3 protein-coding genes are annotated in these 20,320 nt (G+C 74.1%); all 3 read right to left on the bottom strand.

The features are described 5' to 3' along the window. Positions 1 to 37: 37 nt before the first annotated feature. The 3 genes from ACFY0X_RS09285 to ACFY0X_RS09275 are packed head-to-tail and all read right to left on the bottom strand — an operon-like array spanning position 38 to position 20,280. Complete coding sequence (locus ACFY0X_RS09285) at positions 38 to 892, bottom strand: 3-hydroxyacyl-CoA dehydrogenase family protein (protein WP_387751077.1); 855 nt, start codon at positions 890 to 892, stop codon at positions 38 to 40. Next, a complete protein-coding gene (locus ACFY0X_RS09280) occupies positions 885 to 6,548 on the bottom strand; it encodes an SDR family NAD(P)-dependent oxidoreductase (RefSeq protein ID WP_387751075.1) in 5,664 nt (1,887 codons plus the stop codon). The genes ACFY0X_RS09285 and ACFY0X_RS09280 overlap by 8 nt, the downstream gene beginning before the upstream one ends. Before the next feature lie 46 nt (positions 6,549 to 6,594). Next, the gene (locus ACFY0X_RS09275; protein WP_387751073.1) at positions 6,595 to 20,280 is read right to left on the bottom strand and encodes a type I polyketide synthase; all 13,686 of its coding nucleotides are present in this window, start codon (positions 20,278 to 20,280) and stop codon (positions 6,595 to 6,597) included. Positions 20,281 to 20,320: the final 40 nt, after the last annotated feature.

Genomic DNA, 20,320 nt, shown 5'->3' with positions numbered 1-20,320 from the left:
TCGTAGTTCCGTGTGGCCGTTCGGGGGAGCCCGGTGCTCAGCCGTACGTGTAGAAGCCCCGGCCGGACTTGCGGCCGTGGTGCCCGTCGCGGACCTTCCGGAGCATCAGCTCGCAGGGATCGCACTCGGGGTCGCCGGTGCGCTCGTGCAGGACCCGCAGGGAGTCGACGAGGTTGTCGATGCCGATCAGGTCAGCGGTGCGCAGCGGCCCGGTGGTGTGGCCGAGGCAGCCTTCCAGCAGCCCGTCCACCGTCTCGACGGAGGCGACGCCCTCCTGCACGAGCATCGCCGCCCGGTTGATCAGCGGGTGCAGCAGCCGGTTGACGACGAAGCCCGGTGCGTCGTTGACCACCAGCGCCGTACGGCCGAGCGCGGTCAGCAGCGACGTGACGGCGGTCATCGTGGCGTCACCGGTGGCCCGGCCGCGGATCACCTCGACCATGGTGATCAGGTAGGCCGGGTTCATGAAGTGCACGCCGACGAGCTCGTCGCCGCGCGCCACCCAGCCCGCCATCTCGTCGATGGGGATGCACGAGGTGTTGGAGATCAGCAGGGTGCCGGGGGCGACCAGCCCGGAGACCTCGGTCAGCACCTTGCGCTTGACCTCGGCGACCTCCACGACGGCCTCGACGACGGCGGTCGCGTGGGCGATGTCGGCCGGCGCGGTGGTGGTGGCCAGCGTGCCGTGGGCGCGGCCCGCGGGGAGGGCCTCCAGCAGCTGGGCGTGCTTCAGCTTGCGGCGGATCGCCGTCCGGGCCGTGGCCAGGGTCTGCTCGTCGACGTCGACGAGGGTGACGTCCACGCCGTGGCCGAGGGCGAGGGCGGCGATGTTGGTGCCCATGACGCCGCCGCCGATGACGGCGAGGCGGTGCTGCTCGTGACGGTCAGTCATCGTGTCCCTCCCGGGTGGTGGTGAAGCGCTCGTCGAGCCAGGAGTCGACGGCTCGCGCCGTGGTCCCGGCGTGGGCGCCGATCATGGTGAAGTGGTCGCCCGGAACGGTCACCGGGGTGAGGTCGCCGGAGAGGCCCCACGGGAGGTCGACGGCGCCGTCCCCGCCCTCGGGGCCACCCGGCTCGCCACCGTGGCGGACCAGCAAGGTCGGCAGGTCCGCGGTGTACGGGACGTGGCCGCGCCAGTCCTGGACGTAGTAGTGGGCGAGCGCGGTCAGCCAGTCGTCCCCGCCGATGCCGCCCGCGTCGACGCCCCCGGGGTTGCCCAGGAGTACGGCGGCCGGCAGGGTACCGATGATCTCGTCGGGGGCGCCGGCCGACCGCGGGGCGAAGCTGTCCAGCAACACCAGCGCTGCGGGAGCCCGGCCCAGCTCGGCGAGGCGGACGGCGAGGGCCTGCGCGACCAGCCCGCCGGAGGAGTAGCCGACGAGGACGAACGGGCCGGCCTCCGGGGCGGTCTCCGGGGCGGCGAGCACCGTCCGGGTGCACAGGTCGAGCAGCGCGTCCGGGTCGGTGGCCAGCGGTTCCCCCGCCGTGTAGCCGGGGATCACCGCGGAGAGGACGTGCCGGGGGCGGCGGAGGCCCTGCACCACCCGGACGAACTCCTGGGCGCCGCCCGCACCGAACGACGGCAGGCAGACGAGCGTCGGCCCGACGGTGTCCGCCGACCGGCGGGTGAGCGGGACCAGGGGCGGGACGCCCGCCAGCTCGTCCGCACCGGCGAAGCGGGGCCGGAACCGGGCCAGCCCAGCGATCATCCGTACGGCGTCGGCCCCCTGGCCGAGGCTGTTCGCCCGCAGGTACAGGGCGGCCAGCGTCTCGGGAGCCGATAGGCCGGAGCCCGCCGCCGTCCCGGTGCTCCCGGCCGGCCCCGTACCATCCGCGGGCTCCGGCGAGGCGGCCAGCGCGAAGCGGGGCGCGGCCCGCTCCGGCCCGCCGTCCTGCCGCACCGGGCCCTCGGCGAGCCGCTCCCGCAGGTACGCGGCCGTCAGGGCGGGGGTCGGGTGGTCGAAGACCAGCGGACCACTCAGCCGCAGACCGGTGGCCCCAGCGAGCCGCTTGCGTAACTCCAGGGCGCTCAGCGAGGTGAACCCCTGCTCCAGGAAGGTGGCGTCCGGATCGACGGACGCCGCGTCCGGGTGGCCGAGCGCGGCGGCGGCGTGCTCAAGGACCAGCTCCAGCAGGACCGCCTCCCGCTCCCGCGCCGACCGCGCCCCGCCGAGCCGGGCGGACAGCCGGACGGCGGCGGACGACCGCCGCGCACCGGCGCCCTCGTCGCCCTCGAACCCGTCCCCGTCCTCGTCCCCCTGCTCCAGGACCCGGAGGGCGTCGGGAAGCGCGGACAGCAGCGGGCTCGGCCGGTGCAGCGTGTACAGCGGCACGAACCGTTCCCAGTCGACGTCGGCGACGACGAGCAGCGTCTCGTCGTCGTCCAGTGCCTGGGCGAGGCCCTCGATGCCGCGCTCGGGAGCCATCATCCGCAGCCCGTACGCGCTCAGCTGCTCACCCGCCTCCCCCGCGCCCATGCCGCCGCCGCCCCACAGGCCCCAGGCCACCGAGGTGGCCGCCAGTCCGGCCGCGCGCCGCCGCTCGGCCAGGGCGTCCAGCGCCGCGTTGGCGGCACCGTACCCGGCCAGCAGCCCGCTGCCCCAGGTGGCGGCGCCGGAGGAGAACAGCACGAAGGCGTCCAGCTCCAGTCCGCGTTCGGCCGACAGCTCGTGCAGGTGCAGGGCGCCGCCGACCTTCACCTCGGAGACCTCCTGCAGCCCGGCGTCGGTCAGCGCGGCGACCGGCGCCCCGTGGCCGGTACCCGCCGAGTGCACCACCGCCGACAGCGCGGGGCCGGTGGCGGCGACGCGGTCCAGCAGCGCGCCGACCGCGGACCGCTCGGCGACGTCACAGGCGACCACCTCGACGGCACTGCCGAGGGCCGCCAGTCCGGCCGCCAGCTCGGGCACCCCGGGCGCCGCCGGGCCCGAGCGGCCGGCCAGCACCACGCGCGGGGTGCCGCGCTCGGCCAGCAGCCGCGCCGTCCGGCCTCCGATCAGGCCCGTACCGCCGGTGATCAGCGCCGTCCCGGCGGTCCGCCACGGCTCGGCGGGTCCGGCGGGTCCATCCGGGCCCGCCGCCGGGCGCGGGGCGCGCACCAGGCGGCGCGCGAACGCTCCCGTGCCGCGCAACGCGACCTGGTCCTCGCCCCCCGGCCCCGCGGCGAGCAGCCCGGTCAGGCGGTCCCCGACCGAGGCGTCGAACCCGGCCAACGCGTCTCCCCCGGCCGGGAGGTCGACCAGGCCGCCCCACTGCTTGGCCTGCTCCAGACCCGCCGTCTGCCCCCACGCCCACACCTGGGCCTGCGCCAGACTGGGCACCTCGCCCGGCAGCGCCGCCACCGCGCCGCGGGTCAGCACCCACAGCGGCACCACCGACCCCGCGTCGAGCAGCGCCTGCAGCAGCGCGCTGGAGGCCGCCAGACCGGCGGGCACCCGGGGCCGGCCGGGCAGTGGCGTCTCGTCCAGCGCGAGCAGGGACACCACACCCGCGAACTCGCCGACACCGCGCAGGACGTCGCCGAGAGTCCCGCGATCGGCGGCGCCGGTCTCCAGCACCCGGACCTCGACGCCGCGGGCCCGCAGCGTGCCGGCCACCTCGGCGGCCGTCTCGGCCCCGGCCGGGCCGGCGACCACGAGCCACGTGCCGGACGGCACCGAGGCCGCCGGTGCCGCACCCGACGGCCCGTCGAGGGACTGCCACTCGACGCGGTACCGCCAGCCGGCCACCGTGTCCCGGGCCACCGGCTCCGGGAACACCGGCCAGTAGCGGCGGTACTGGAAGGCGTAGGTCGGCAGGTCGACGGTGCCGCTCCCAGTCCCGGCGGGCAGCAGGGCGGTCCAGTCCACGGGCAGGCCGCGGACGTACGCCTGGGCCAGCGAGAGCAGGAGGCGCCCGGCGCCGCCGTCGTCGCGGCGCAGGGTGTCGGCCACGACCGGGCCGTACGCCTCCAGGCTGTCCGCGATGGCCGGGGCCAGCACCGGGTGCGGGGACACCTCGACGAAGGCGCCGTGACCGGTTCCGGCGAGGGTGTGCACGGCCCGGTCGAACTCGACGGTCTCGCGCAGGCTGGCGTACCAGTAGTCCGGCACCAGTTCGGATCCGGAAACCGTGGCGCCGGTGCTGGAGGAGACCATCGGAATCCGCGCCTCGCGGGGGGCGATGCCGTGAAGGGCGGCGAGGATCTCCTCGCGCAGCTCGTCCACGTGGGCGCTGTGCGAGGCGTAGTCCACCGGGATCATCCGGGCGCGCGGCGAATCCCCGCAGGCGTCCGCCAGTTCACGCAGCGCGTCGGCGTCACCGGAGACGACCGTCGCCGACGGGCCGTTCACCGCCGCGACGGAAAGGCGGGTTCCGTACGGAGCGATCCGCGCGCGGACGCCCGCCACCGGCTCGGCGATCGACAGCATCCCGCCACGACCGGCCAGCGCCTTCAGGGTCCGGCTGCGCAGAGCAACCACTTTCGCCGCGTCCTCCAGCGAGAGGATCCCGGCCACGGCCGCCGCCGCGATCTCGCCCTGGGAGTGGCCCACCACCGCGTCGGGAACGACACCGGCCGCCTCCCAGACCGCCGCGAGCGAGACCATCACGGCCCACAGCGCCGGCTGCACCACATCAGCGGCCTCGAAACCGTGAAGGCCCGCCAGCACATCGTCCAACTGCCAGTCCACGTACGGCGCCAGAGCCTCGGCGCACTCGGCCAGCCGCGCCGCGAACACCGGCGAAACCTCCGCCAGCTCGCGACCCATGCCGACCCACTGGCTGCCCTGCCCCGGGAAGACGAACACCGTCCGTCCCACCCCGGCCGACGGCACCTCGCCCGTCAGCACCCCGGCCCCGGGCCGGTCCGTGGCCACGGCCTCCAGTTTCGCCGCCAGCTCGGCACGGTCGGCGCCCAGCACCACCGCGCGCCGCTTGAACGCCGTCCGCGTGGTGGCGAGCGACCGGGCCACCTCCGGCAGCGGCAGCTCGGGGCGTGCCAGGAGATGGTCCCGCAGCCGCCGCGCCTGGTCCGCCAGGGCCTCCTCGGACCGTCCGGAGACGGTGACCGGGAGCACGACGGGCTCCGCGATCAGCACCGGCGTCGTGGCCTGCGCCGACACCGCGGCCGGCTCCGGCGTCCCGTCGGACTCCGGCGCGGCCGGCCCTCCGGCGGGCGCCTCCTCCAGGATCACGTGCGCGTTGGTGCCGCTGATCCCGAACGCCGAGACGCCCGCGCGACGCGGCTGTTCGCCCGCCGGCCACGCGACGCGCTCCTGGAGCAGGCTCACGTGCCCCGCCGACCAGTCGACGTGCGGGGTCGGCTCCGCCGCGTGCAGCGTCGCCGGCAGCTCCTCGTGCCGCAGCGCCAGCACCATCTTGATCACACCGGCGATGCCGGCCGCCTGCTGGGCGTGCCCGATGTTCGACTTCACCGACCCCAGCCAGAGCGGCCGTTCGGCCGGATGCCCCTGCCCGTACGTCGCCAGCACCGCCTGCGCCTCGATCGGGTCGCCCAGCGTGGTGCCGGTGCCGTGCGCCTCGACCACGTCCACGTCCCCCGTCGCCAGCCGGGCGTTGGCCAGCGCCGCGCGGATCACCCGCTGCTGAGCGGGGCCGTTGGGCGCGGACAGGCCGTTGGAGGCACCGTCCTGGTTGACGGCGCTCCCCCGGACCACGGCCAGCACCCGGTGCCCGTTGCGCCGGGCGTCCGACAGCCGCTCCAGCACCACCACACCCGCGCCCTCGGCGAGGCCCATGCCGTCCGCGCTCGCCCCGAAGGCCTTGCAACGGCCGTCCCGGGCAAGGGCGTTCTGCTGCGAGAAGCCCACGAACTCGCCCGGGCTGACGATCACGGTCACCCCGCCGGCCAGCGCCAGCGTGCACTCCCCCGCGCGCAGCGACTGCACGGCGAGGTGCAGCGCGACCAGCGAGGAGGAGCAGGCGGTGTCCACCGACACCGCCGGCCCGGTCAGGCCCAGCGTGTACGACACCCGGCCGGACAGCACGCTCATCGCCGTACCGGTGATCAGGTGCGCCTCCGAGCCCGAGAGGTCGCCGCCGGCGGTCGCGTACCCGGAGGGCGCGGCGCCCGCGAACACGCCGGTGGCCGACTCGCGCAGGCTCGCCGGGTCGATCCCGGCCCGCTCGACCGCCTCCCAGGCCGTCTCCAGCAGCAGCCGCTGCTGCGGGTCCATCGCCAGCGCCTCGCGCGGGCTGATCCCGAAGAACCCCGCGTCGAAGTCCGCGGCCCCGGACACGAACCCGGCCTGGACGGTGCTGCTCGTGCCGTCCGCGCCCGGGGCGGCGTCGAAGAGCGCGTCGAGGTCCCAGCCGCGGTCGGTGGGGAACCCGCCGACCGCGTCCCCACCCGCCGCCAGGAGGTCCCACAGGTCCTCGGGGGTACGCACGCCGCCCGGGTAGCGGCAGGCCATCCCGACGATCGCGATCGGCTCCCGCTCCCGCTCGGTCACCTCGCGCAGCCGGGCCCGCGTGCTGCGGAGCTTGGCGGTGGTCTGCTTGAGGAAATCGAGCAGTTTCTCTTCGTTCTGCATGGTGCTGTCGCTCACATTCGACCTCGTTCGGGAGGAGTTGGCGCCGACGGTCCCGGCATGGTCAGTCGAAGTCCGGATCGTCGAGCTCGTCCTCCAGGAGGGCGAACAGCTCGTCGGCGGTGGCCTCCTGCAGAGCGCGCTCGTCAGCCTCGCCCGTTCCGTCCGCCCCGGTCTCGCGGACGGCGCGGAAGCGGTGGGTCAGCGCCTCCAGGCGGGCGACGATCTCCGCGCGGGTCTCGTCGTCCGACGGGGTGAGCCCGGCGGCCAGCCGCTCGAACTCGTCCAGCACGGCCGTGTGGCCGACCAGTTCCCTCCCGGTCAGCTCGGTGATCAGGAAGTCCGCCACCGCCTCCGGGGTCGGGTGGTCGAAGACCAGCGTCGACGGCACCCGCACCCCGCACGCGCTGTTCAGGCGGTTGCGGAGCTCGACGGCGGTCAGCGAGTCGAAGCCCAGCTCGCGGAACGCCCGGCTCGCCATGATCTCGTCCGCCGAGTCGTGGCCGAGAACCGCGGCGGCGTGCGTCCGCACCAGTTCCACGACGGTCCGGCGCCGCTCGGCGGCCGACAGGCCGGCCAGGCGGGCGGCGAACTCGTTGCGCTGGTCGTCCTCCGGACGGCCGGAGGAGGTGTCCTCCTGGGCCTCGGGGATGGTGTCCAGCAGCGGGCGCGGGCGGGCGGCGGTGAAGACCGGCGCGAACTTCTCCCACTCGACGTCCGCGAGGGCGATGAACGTCTCGTCGTCGGCCAGCACCTCACCGAGCGCCGTCAGGGCCCGGTCGGTGTCGAGGAAGTTCATGCCCTGCCGCAGCAGCCGGTGCGGGGTCACCCGGCCGGGCGCCTGGTCCATCGCCGCGTCGACGGCGTTCCAGTCGCGGGTGTTCCACACGCCCCACGCGATCGAGGTCCCCGGCAGGCCACGGGCGCGACGGTCCTCGGCGAGGCCGTCCAGGAAGGAGTTCCCGGCCGCGTACGCGCCGTGGTCGTTGCTGCCCCAGGTGGCGGAGATCGAGGAGAACATCACGAACTCGTCGATGCCCAGGTGCGCCGTCGCCTCGTCCAGGTGGACGGCGCCGGCCGCCTTCGCACCGAGTGCCGCCGCCAGACCCTCCCGACTGGTGTCCTCAAGTCGGGCCAGGTACGGCGTGTTCGCCGAGTGCAGGACGGTGGACAGGCCGGGGCCGGAGTCCTCGATCCACGCGACCATGGCCGTGACCTGCGAACGCTCCGTCAGGTCGCACGACACGACCTCGACGGCGGTGCCCGAACCCGCGACCGTGGCGGCCAGCGCCGCCACGCCGGGCGCCGACGGCCCGGAGCGGGAGGTCAGAACGACCCTCGGCGCACCGTGCTCGGCCAGCCACGGGCCGACACAGACACCGATCGAGCCCGTACCGCCGGTCAGCAGGACGGTCCCCTGAGGGCTCCACGCTCCGGCCTTGGGCCGGTGTTCCTCGGCACGCACCAGGCGGCGCAGGAACACACCCGACGGCCGCACCGCGACCTGGTCCTCCCGACCGTATGCGAGGACGCCGGCCAGCCGGGCGGCCGCATCGGCGTCCACCACCGGCGGCAGGTCGACCAGACCGCCCCAGCGGTCCGCGTGCTCCAGGCCCACGGCGCGGCCGAGGCCCCAGACCTGGGTCTGCACCGGACTCGTCGTCACCTCGCCGTCCGTGACCTGCACCGCGCCACGGGTCAGCACCCACAGCGGAGCGGCGATCCCGGCCCGGCCCAGCTTCTGCACCAGATCGAGGGTGTCGGCGCTGCCGCGCGGGACCCACCCGAACTCGGCGTCCGGCGACTCGTCCAGGGCCAGGAGGGACACCACGCCCTGGACATCCGCACCGGCACCGGCGATGGCCGCATCGAGGCCCGCCAACGTCGTCCGCACGGCCTCGGCACCACAACTCGCCAGCGCCTCGGCGACCGTCGTCGCGTCGGGACCGTCGCCGACGACCAGCCAAGTGCCGGTCAATTCCGCCGGGCCGCTCGCGGTGGCCGGCTGCCAGGTGATCCGGTAGCGCCAGTCGTCCACCGACAGCTTCGCCCGCTCCACCGCCGGGGCCTCGGGCCAGTAGCGCCGCCGCTGGAACGCGTAGGTCGGCAGCGCGACCGCCGTGCCGCCGCCGAGCACCGACGCCCAATCGACGGGAGCGCCCTGGACGTAGGCCTCGGCGAGCGAGGTCAGCAGACGCTGCGCGCCACCCTCGTCGCGTCGCAGGGTGCCCACGACGACCGGGGAGCGCTCCTCCAGGCTGTCACCGATCGCCGGGGTCAGCACCGGGTGCGGCGAGACCTCCAGGAACACTCCGTGGCCCCCGTCGCCGAGGATCCGCACGGCGCGGTCGAACTCCACGGTCTCGCGCAGCGACGCGTACCAGTACGCCGGGTCCAGCTCGGGGCCGGACAGCCACGCGCCGGTCAGCGCCGAGACCATGGGGATCCGGGCCTCGGTCGGCGTGATGCCCTGGAGGACGGCGAGGATCTCCTCGCGCAGCTCGTCCACGTGGGCGCTGTGCGACGCGTAGTCCACCGGAATCATCCGGGCACGCGGCGAATCCCCACACGACTCGGCGAGCTCGCGCAGCGCGTCGGCGTCACCGGACACGACCGTCGCCGACGGGCCGTTCACGGCCGCGATGGACAGGCGGGTTCCGTACGGGGCGATCCGGGCGCGGACACCGTCCACCGGCTCGGCGATCGACAGCATCCCACCGCGACCGGCAAGGGCCTTCAGGGTCTTGCTCCGCAGAGCCACGACCTTCGCGGCGTCGTCGAGGGAGAGAATCCCGGCCACCGCCGCGGCGGCGATCTCGCCCTGCGAGTGACCCAGCACCGCCTCCGGTGCGACACCGGCCGCCTCCCACACCGCGGCCAGCGACACCATCACCGCCCACAGCGCCGGCTGCACCACATCAGCGGCTTCGAAACCGTGGCGCCCCGCCAGGACATCGTCCAACTGCCAATCCACATAAGGCGCCAGAGCCGCAGCACACTCCGCCAGCCGGGCGGCGAACACCGGCGAGGCCTCCGCCAACTCACGGCCCATGCCGACCCACTGACTCCCCTGACCGGGGAAGACGAACACCGTCCGCCCCACACCACCAGGAGCCACCGCCCCGGTCACCACACCCGCCGCCGGCTGACCCGTCGCCACCGCCGCCAGACGCTCCGCGAGCTCGCTCCGCTCGCCACCGAGCACGACGGCCCGGTGCTCCAGCGCCGCACGCGTCGTCGCGAGCGACCACGCCACATCGCCGACCGGCAACTCCGGCCGCGCCAGCACGTGTTCACGCAGTCGTCCCGCCTGACCCGCCAGTGCCGCAGCGCTCTGACCGGAGACCGGCCAGGCCGACGTCCCACCGGCGAGCACCGGAAGCGCCTCGGCTTCCAGCTCCTCGGCTTCGGCGTCGGGTGCCTCCTCCAGGATGAGGTGGACGTTGGTGCCGCTCACGCCGAAGGCCGACACACCGGCCCGGCGCGGCCGCTCGCCGGCCGGCCACTCCACCGCGTCCTGCAGCAGACGGACGTTGCCCGTGTCCCAGTCCACGTGGGTCGACGGCTGCTCCGCGTGCAGGGTCTTCGGCAGCATGCCGTTTCGCAGCGCCATCACCATCTTGATCACGCCGGTGACACCGGCGGCGCACTGGGTGTGGCCGATGTTGGACTTCACCGACCCCAGCCACAACGGCCGGTCCTCGAAGCGCTCCTGGCCGTACGTCGCCAGCAGCGCGCCCGCCTCGATCGGGTCACCGAGCGTCGTACCCGTGCCGTGCGCCTCCACCGCGTCGACATCGGAGGGCGACAGCTGCGCGTTGGCCAGCGCCGCGCGGATCACCCGCCGCTGCGAGGGACCGTTGGGCGCCGCCAGACCGTTCGACGCGCCGTCCTGGTTGGCCGCGCTGCCGCGGATCACCGCCAGCACCTGGTGCCCGTTGCGCCGGGCGTCCGAGAGACGCTCCAGCAGCACCATGCCCGCGCCCTCGCCCCAGCCGATGCCGTCGGCCTCCTCCGAGAACGCCTTCGACCGGCCGCTGGAGGCCATGCCGCCCTGGCTGCCGAACTCCATGAACGCGCCGGGCGAGACCATCACCGCGACACCGCCGGCCAGCGCCATCGAGCACTCGCCCGACCGCAGGGCGAGCATCGCCTGGTGCATCGCCACCAGGGAGGACGAGCAGGCCGTGTCCACCGTGATGGCGGGACCGGTCAGGCCCAGGCAGTACGAGATCCGGCCCGAGGCGACTGCAGACACCGTGCCGATCAGCCGGTAGCCGTCCAGGCTCCGGTCGTCGGCCGGCAGGCTCGCGTCGTAACCGGCGTGGCTCGCACCGACGAAGACGCCGGTCGCCGAGCCGTGCAGCGACTTCGGGTCGATCCCCGCGCGCTCGATCGCCTCCCAGGACGTCTCAAGCAGCAGCCGCTGCTGCGGGTCCATCGCCAGCGCCTCACGCGGGCTGATCCCGAAGAACCCCGCGTCGAAGTCGGCCACGTCGTAGATGAATCCGCCCTGTCGGCGGTACGCCTGCCGCTGGCCGAAGCCCTCCTCGACCGCTTCCCAGCCTCGGTCGGTCGGGAATTCGCTGATCGTGTCGGTCCCCGCAACGAGCAGGTCCCAGAACTGGTCGGGCCCCGTCACACCGCCCGGGTACCGGCACCCCATGCCGACGATCGCGATCGGCTCGCCGATCGCCGCGGCCACGACCTGGACCGCACCGTCGGCCTGGGCCGTCTGCCCAGCGGTGCCGACGAGTTCGCCCCGCAGGTAGTCCGCGAGGGCGGTGGCGTTCGGGTGGTCGAAGACCATCGTGGAGGCCAGCTTGACACCGAGCACCTTGGAGAGGCGGTTCCGCAGCTCGACCGCTCCGACGGAGTCGAAGCCCAGCTCCTTGAACGCGCGTTGCGGCAGCACGTCGTCCGCCGAGTCGTGGCCGAGAACAGCGGCCGCGTGACCCCGCACCAGGTCGGTCAGGACCTGACGCTGCTCAGCGACCGGCATGCCGGCCAACCGGCCCGCCCACTCGCCGACTTCCTCGGTCGCGGACTCGACGGCGGCCTCCGCGGCCAGGACGGCACGCACCTCGGGAAGGTCCGCCAGCAGACGGCTCGCCCGGTGCAGGGTGTACGTCGGCACGAACTGCGACCAGTCGAAACCGGCCACCACCATCGCACCCTCACCCGCGTCCAGGACCTGACCCAACGCCAGCATGCCCCGACGCCCGTCGATACCCTCCATCCCGAACTCACGCAACCGCTCACCACCCGAGCTCGCGGCCATACCGACACCGGACCACAGACCCCACGCGACCGACGAGGCCACCAGACCCCGGGAACGACGGTCCTCCACCAACGCGTCCAGATGCGCGTTCGCCGCCGCGTAACCACCCAGGCCACCACTGCCCCACACACCCGCACCCGACGAGAACAACACGAACGCGTCCAGATCCCGACCCGCCGTCAACTCGTCCAACACCATCGCGCCACCGACCTTCGCCGACAGCAACCGCGACAGCTCGGCCACCGACAGCTGCTCCACCGGTGTCCTGCCGCCCGTTCCGGCCGAGTGGACCACCGACGACAACGCCGGTCCCGTAGCGTCGATCGAGTCGAGCAGCCCCGCCACACAGCCGCGATCGGCGACGTCGCACGCCACCACCTGCACCGCCGAACCACGAGCCGCGATCGACGCCGCCAACTCCGCCACACCGGCGGCACCCGGACCCGAACGGGACGTCAGCACCACCCGCGACGCACCACGATCCGCCACCCACTGGGCGGTGATCGCACCCACACCACTCGTGCCACCCGTCACCAGCACCGAACCACGCGGCGACCACACCTCCCCCACGACCGGACGGCCGGCACGCACCAACCGCCGCGCCACCACCCCGCCCGCACGCACCGCCACCTGATCCTCATCGCCGACCAGCACAGACACCAACCGCGCACCGACGCGGGCGTCCACCACAGCAGGAAGATCGACCAACCCGCCCCAGCGACCCGCCAACTCCAACGCCGCCACAGCACCCAGACCCCACACCTGCGCCTGCACCGGCCGCACCACATCACCCGCGACCGCACCCACCGCACCCCGCGTGACCACCCACAGCGGAGCGGACACACCGAGCCGGCCAAGCTCCCGAACCAGCGCGACCGTCGCCGCCAGACCACCCGGAACCAGCGGGAACGCCCCCACCGGCGACTCGTCCAACGCCAGCAGCGACACCACACCCCGCAGATCGGAGCACGCGGCCACCGCAGCGGCGACGCCATCCGGAGCCGAGCGGACCACGGTCGCCCCGTGGGACTCCAGCGCCTCCGCAACCGCAGCGACATCCGGGGACTCCCCGACCAGCAGCCACGTTCCGGCCAGGACCCCGCCGGACTCGCTCACCGGCACCCACGACACCCGGTACCGCCAATCCGCGACCGCCGACCCGGCCCGCTCACGGCGCCGCCAGTCGGTCAGCGCGCCCAGCGCGGCATCCGCCGGGTCCACCCCGAGCAGCTCGGCGAGCGCCGTGACATCACCACTCTCCACGGCGGTCCAGAAACCCGCCTCCGCACCGGTGGCCTCGCCCGCTTCGGAACGGCGGCCGTCCAAGGCGGGCCAGTAGTGGCGGTGCTGGAACGCGTAGGTCGGCAGTGCGACGGTCGTCCCGCGGCCGAGCACCACCGCCCAGTCGACGGGGGCGCCCTGGACGTAGGCCTCGGCGAGCGAGGTCAGCAGACGCTGCGCGCCACCCTCGTCGCGTCGCAGCGTGCCCACGACGACCGGGGAGCGCTCCTCCAGGCTGTCACCGATCGCCGGGGTCAGCACCGGATGCGGCGACACCTCCAGGAACACACCGTGCCCCGCATCGGCGAGAATGCGCACGGCGCGGTCGAACTCCACGGTCTCGCGCAGCGACGCGTACCAGTACGCCGGGTCCAGCTCGGGGCCGGACAGCCACGCGCCGGTCAGCGCCGAGACCATGGGGATCCGGGCCTCGGTCGGCGTGATGCCCTGGAGGACGGCGAGGATCTCCTCGCGCAGCTCGTCCACGTGGGCGCTGTGCGACGCGTAGTCCACCGGAATCATCCGAGCACGCGGCGAATCCCCACACGACTCGGCGAGCTCGCGCAGCGCGTCGGCGTCACCGGACACGACCGTCGCCGACGGACCGTTCACCGCCGCGACGGAAAGGCGGGAACCGTACGGGGCGATCCGGGCGCGGACGCCGTCCACCGGCTCCGCGATCGACAGCATCCCGCCACGACCGGCCAGCACCTTAAGGGTCCTGCTCCGCAGAGCCACCACCTTCGCCGCGTCCTCGAGGGAGAGAATCCCCGCGACGGCGGCAGCGGCGATCTCACCCTGCGAGTGACCCACCACCGCATCCGGCGCGACACCGGCCGCCTCCCACACCGCGGCCAGCGACACCATCACCGCCCACAGCGCCGGCTGCACCACATCCGCGGCCTCGAAACCATGCCGGCCCGCCAGCACATCGTCCAACTGCCAATCCACATAAGGCGCCAGAGCCGCAGCACACTCCGCCAACCTCGCCGCGAACACCGGCGACGACTCCGCCAGCTCGCGCCCCATCCCGACCCACTGGCTCCCCTGACCGGGGAAGACGAACACCGTCCGCCCCACCCCACCAGGAGCCACCGACCCGGTCACCACACCCGCCGCCGGCTGACCCGTCGCCACCGCCGCCAGACCCGCCGCGAGCTCACTGCGCTCGCCGCCCAGCACGACCGCACGCTGCTCGAACACCGAACGCGTCGCCGCGAGCGACCACGCGACGTCGCCCACCGACAACTCCGGCCGCGCCACCACGTACTCGCGCAGCCGGCCCGCCTGACCCGCCAGCGCCGCAGCGCTACGACCAGAGACCGGCCAGGCCACACCCGCCGCCCCGGTGAGTACCGGGTTCTCCCGGCCCGCCAGCTCAACCGCCGCCTCGGCGGCCGCCGGGGCCTCCTCCACGATCAGGTGGACGTTGGTGCCGCTGATCCCGAACGCCGACACGCCCGCCCGGCGCACCCGCTCGCCCGCCGGCCACTCCACCGCCTCCTGCAGCAGACGGACGTTGCCCGCCTCCCAATCGACGTGCGAGGACGGCTCGTCCGCGTGCAGGGTCTTCGGCAGCACGCCGTGCCGCAGCGCCATCACCATCTTGATCACACCCGCCACACCCGCGGCCTGCTGCGCGTGCCCGATGTTCGACTTCACCGACCCCAGCCACAACGGCCGGTTCTCGAACCGCTCCTGGCCGTACGTCGCCAGCAGCGCGCCCGCCTCGATCGGGTCACCGAGCGTCGTACCCGTGCCGTGCGCCTCGACCACGTCCACATCCGCCGCCGACAGCTGCGCACTCGCCAACGCCGCACGGATCACCCGCCGCTGAGCGGGGCCATTGGGCGCGGACAGGCCGTTGGAGGCGCCGTCCTGGTTGACGGCGCTCCCCCGGAGCACGCCGAGCACCTGGTGCCCGTTGCGGCGGGCGTCCGAGAGGCGCTCCAGCACCAGCATGCCCGCGCCCTCACCGATGCCCATGCCGTCGGCGCCCTCGCCGAAGGCCTTGCAGCGGCCGTCGGAGGCGAGCGCCCGCAGGCGCGAGAAGCCGACGAACTCGCCCGGGTCGGCCATCACCGTCACACCACCCGCCAGCGCCATCGAGCACTCGCCCGACCGCAGCGCCTGGCCCGCCTGGTGCAGCGCCACCAGCGAGGACGAGCACGCCGTGTCGACGGTCACCGCGGGCCCGTTCAGGCCCAGCGTGTACGAGATCCGGCCGGACAGCACGCTCAGCGCGTTCCCCGTGATCAGGTGCGCCTCGGCGCCCGGGACGGTGGCACCCGTCGCGATGTAGCCCGACGACGCCGCACCGATGAACACGCCGGTCGCCGAGCCGTGCAGCGACTTCGGGTCGATGCCGGCCCGCTCGACGGCCTCCCAGGAGGTCTCCAGCAGCAGCCGCTGCTGCGGGTCCATGGCCATCGCCTCGCGCGGGCTGATCCCGAAGAACCCGGCGTCGAACTCCGCGGCCCCGCTGAGGAATCCGCCCTCCACGACGTAGGTCGAGCCCTCGGCGTCGGGGTCGGGGTCGAACAGCGCCTCGATGTCCCAGCCGCGGTCGGCCGGGAACGCGCCGATCGCGTCGCCGCCCGCCGCCAGGAGGTCCCACAGCTCCTCCGGAGTCCGGACGCCGCCCGGGTAGCGGCAGGCCATGCCGACGATCGCGATCGGATCGGTCGACACCGCCGCCGCCGTCACGGCCTGGCTCTCGTCCGAGTCCGCGCCGAACAGCGCGGCCAGGATCTCATCCGCCAGCGCCGACGCGCTCGGGTGGTCGAAGATCACCGTGGACGGCAGCCGCAGGCCGCACGCGGTGTTCAGGCGGTTGCGCAGCTCGACGGCGGTCAGCGAGTCGAAGCCCAACTCGCGGAAGGCCCGGCTCGCCACGATCTCGTCCGCCGACTCGTGGCCCAGCACCGCGGCCGCGTGCGTCCGCACCAGTTCGGTGACCGTCCGGCGCCGCTCGGCCGCCGACAGGCCGGCCAGCTGGATCTCGAAGTCACCACGCCCGTCCTCGTCACGACGGACCGTCGTGTCCTCCTGGGCCTCGGGGATGGTGTCCAGCAGCGGGCGCGGGCGGGCGGCGGTGAAGACCGGCGCGAACTTCTCCCACTCGACGTCCGCGAGGGCGATGAAGGTCTCGTCGTCGGCCAGGATCTCGCCGAGCGCGGTCAGCGCCCGCTGGGTGTCGAGGAAGTTCATGCCCTGCCGCAGCAGGCGGTGCGGGGTCACGCGACCGGGCGCCTGGTCCATCGCCGCGTCGACGGCGTCCCAGTCGCGGGTGTTCCACACGCCCCACGCGATCGAGGTCCCCGGCAGGCCACGGGCGCGACGGTCCTCCGCGAGCCCGTCCAGGAAGGAGTTCCCGGCCGCGTACGCGGCGTGGTCGTTGCTGCCCCAGGTGGCGGAGATCGACGAGAAGAGGACGAACTCGTCGATGCCGAGGCCGGCTGTCGCCTCGTCCAGGTGGACAGCGCCGGCCGCCTTCGCACCGACCGCGACGGCCAGCTCCTCCCGGCTGGTGTCCTCCACCCGGGCCAGGATCGGCGCGTTGGCGGAGTGCAGGACGGTGGACAGGCCGGGGCCGGAGTCCTCGATCCACGACACCATCGCCGTGACCTGCGCACGCTCCGTCAGGTCGCAGCTGACGACCTCGACGGCCGAACCGCCGTTCGCCACGGCGGCGGCCAGCGCCGCCACGCCGTGCGCCGACGGCCCGGAGCGGGAGGTCAGAACGACCCTCGGCGCACCGTGCTCGGCCAGCCACGGGCCGATGCAGACGCCGATCGAGCCGGTGCCGCCGGTCAGCAGGACGGTGCCGCGCGGCGACCAGCCCTCCGGCTCCACACGCCGGGCCTCGGCCCGCACCAGGCGGCGCAGGAACACACCCGACGGCCGCACCGCGACCTGGTCCTCACCGCCATCGGCGAACACACCGACCAGACGAGCCGCGGCATCGGCGTCCACCACCGGCGGCAGGTCGACCAGACCGCCCCAGCGGTCCGCATGCTCCAGACCGACCGTACGACCCAGGCCCCAGACCTGCGTCTGCACCGGGCTCGTCGTCACCTCGCCGTCCGTGACCTGCACCGCGCCGCGGGTCAGCACCCAGAGCGGAGCGGTGACACCGGCCCGGCCCAACCTCTGGACCAGGTCGAGGGTGTCGGCGCTGCCCCGGGACAGCCACGCGAACTCGGCGTCCGGCGACTCGTCGAGCGCCAGGAGCGACACCACACCGCGCACGTCCCCGCCTGCGATGGCCGCATCGAGGCCCGCCAACGTCGTCCGCACCGCCTCGGCGCCACGCGCCGCCAGCGCGTCGGCAATCGTGGCCGCGTCGGGGGCGTCGCCGACGACCAGCCAGGTGCCGGACAGGTCCGCCGGGCCGCTCCCGGTGGCCGGCTGCCAGGTGATGCGGTAGCGCCAGTCGTCCACCGACAGCTTCGCCCGCTCCACCGCCGGGGCCTCGGGCCAGTAGCGGCGCCGCTGGAACGCGTAGGTCGGCAGCGCGACCGCCGTGCCGCCGCCGAGCACCGACGCCCAGTCGACGGGAGCGCCCTGGACGTAGGCCTCGGCAAGCGAGGTCAGCAGACGCTGCGCGCCACCCTCGTCGCGTCGCAGGGTGCCCACGGCGACCGGGGAGCGGTCCTCCAGGCTGTCACCGATCGCCGGGGTCAGCACCGGATGCGGCGAGACCTCCAGGAACACTCCGTGGCCCCCGTCGCCGAGGATCCGCACGGCGCGGTCGAACTCCACGGTCTCGCGCAGCGACGCGTACCAGTAGGGAGGGTCCAGTTCGGGGCCCGCGAGCCATGCACCGGTCAGCGCGGAGATCATCGGGACCTGCGCCTCACGAGGCCGGATCCCGTCGAGGACGGTCAGGATCTCCTCGCGCAGCTCGTCCACGTGGGCGCTGTGCGAGGCGTAGTCCACTGGGATCATCCGGGCGCGTGGGGACTCCCCGCAGGAGTCCGCGAGTTCGCGCAGCGCATCCGCGTCACCGGAGACGACCGTCGCCGACGGACCGTTCACGGCCGCGATGGACAGGCGGGAACCGTACGAAGCGATCCGGGCGCGGACACCGTCCACCGGCTCGGCGATCGACAGCATCCCACCGCGACCGGCCAGCGCCTTCAGGGTCTTGCTCCGCAGAGCCACCACCTTCGCGGCATCGTCCAGGGAGAGAATCCCCGCGACGGCGGCAGCGGCGATCTCGCCCTGCGAGTGACCCACCACAGCGTCGGGAGCGACACCTACCGCCTCCCACACCGCCGCGAGCGACACCATCACCGCCCACAGCGCCGGCTGCACGACGTCAGCGGCCTCGAAACCATGCCGGCCCGCCAGCACATCGTCCAACTGCCAATCCACGTACGGCGCGAGAGCCTCGGCGCACTCGGCCAGCCGCGCGGCGAAGACCGGCGAGGCCTCCGCCAGCTCGCGCCCCATGCCGACCCACTGGCTGCCCTGCCCCGGGAAGACGAACACCGTCCGCCCCACCCCAGCGGCCGCCACCGACCCCGTGACCACACCCGCCGCCGGCTGCCCGGTGGCGACGGCCGTCAGCCCTGCCGCCAGTTCATCCCGGTTCGCGCCGAGCACGACGGCCCGGTGCTCCAGCGCCGCACGCGTCGTCGCCAACGACCAGGCCACATCGCCGACCGACAACTCCGGCCGCGCCACCACGTGTTCACGCAGCCGACCCGCCTGACCCGCCAGCGCCACCGCACTGCGACCGGAGACCGCCCAGGCCACACTCGCCGCCCCGGTGAGCACCGGGCTCTCCTGGCCCGCCGGCTCAACCGCCGCCTCGGCGGCCGCCGGGGCCTCCTCGACGATCAGGTGGACGTTCGTACCGCTCACACCGAACGCCGACACACCCGCGCGACGCGGCCGCTCACCCGCCGGCCACGCCACCGGTTCGCTCAGCAGCCGCACGTTCCCGGACGTCCAATCCACGTGCGAGGACGGCTCCTCGGCGAACAGCGTCTTCGGCAGCACCTCGTGCTGCAGCGCCATCACCATCTTGATCACACCCGCCACGCCGGCCGCGCACTGCGAGTGCCCGATGTTGGACTTCACCGACCCCAGCCACAACGGCCGGTCCTCGAAGCGCTCCTGGCCGTACGTCGCCAGCAGCGCGCCCGCCTCGATCGGGTCACCGAGCGTCGTACCCGTGCCGTGTGCCTCCACCGCGTCGACATCGGAGGGCGACAGCTGCGCATTGGCCAGCGCCGCGCGGATCACCCGCCGCTGCGAGGGACCGTTGGGCGCCGCCAGACCGTTCGACGCGCCGTCCTGGTTGGCCGCGCTGCCGCGGATCACCGCCAGCACCTGGTGCCCGTTGCGGCGCGCGTCCGAGAGACGCTCCAGCAGCACCATGCCCGCGCCCTCGCCCCAGCCGATGCCGTCGGCCTCCTCCGAGAACGCCTTCGACCGACCGCTCGACGCCATACCGCCCTGACGCCCGAACTCCATGAACGCACCCGGCGACACCATCACCGCGACACCGCCGGCCAGCGCCATCGAGCACTCGCCCGACCGCAGCGCCAGAATCGCCTGGTGCATCGCCACCAGCGACGACGAGCACGCCGTGTCCACCGTCACCGCCGGACCGTTCAGACCCAGGCAGTACGAGATCCGGCCCGACGCCACGGACGACACCGTGCCGATCAGCCGGTAGCCGTCCAGGCTGGTGTCCTCGACGGGCAGGCTGGCCTCGTAACCGGCGTGGCTCGCACCGACGAAGACGCCGGTCGCCGAGCCGTGCAGCGACCGCGGGTCGATCCCGCCGTGCTCGATCGCCTCCCAGGCCGTCTCCAGCAGCAGCCGCTGCTGCGGGTCCATCGCCAGCGCCTCACGCGGACTGATCCCGAAGAACCCCGCGTCGAAGTCGGCCACGTCGTAGACGAATCCGCCCTGCCGGCGGTATCCGCCCTGGTTGTCGAACGCCTCCCAGCCGCGGTCGGACGGGAACCCGCCCACCGCGTCAACGCCGTCGGCCACCAGGTCCCAGAACTCCTCGGGACCGACCGCCCCGCCCGGGTACCGGCACCCCATGCCCACGATCGCGATCGGCTCGCGGGCGCCGGACTCCAGCTCCTTGACCCGCTCACGGGTTTCGAAGTGCTCGGCGGCCAGCTTCCTCAAAGCGTCGAGCAGCTGCTTCTCATCGGCCATCGTGGGTCCTCCTCGACGTCGTCTTGATCTGAGCACCGGA

The sequence above is a fragment of the Kitasatospora sp. NPDC001547 genome, from assembly GCF_042894165.1.
GTDB lineage: Bacteria > Actinomycetota > Actinomycetes > Streptomycetales > Streptomycetaceae > Kitasatospora.
Note: the sequence above shows the minus strand (reverse complement) of the source record. Positions and strands in the feature narration are given on the sequence as shown.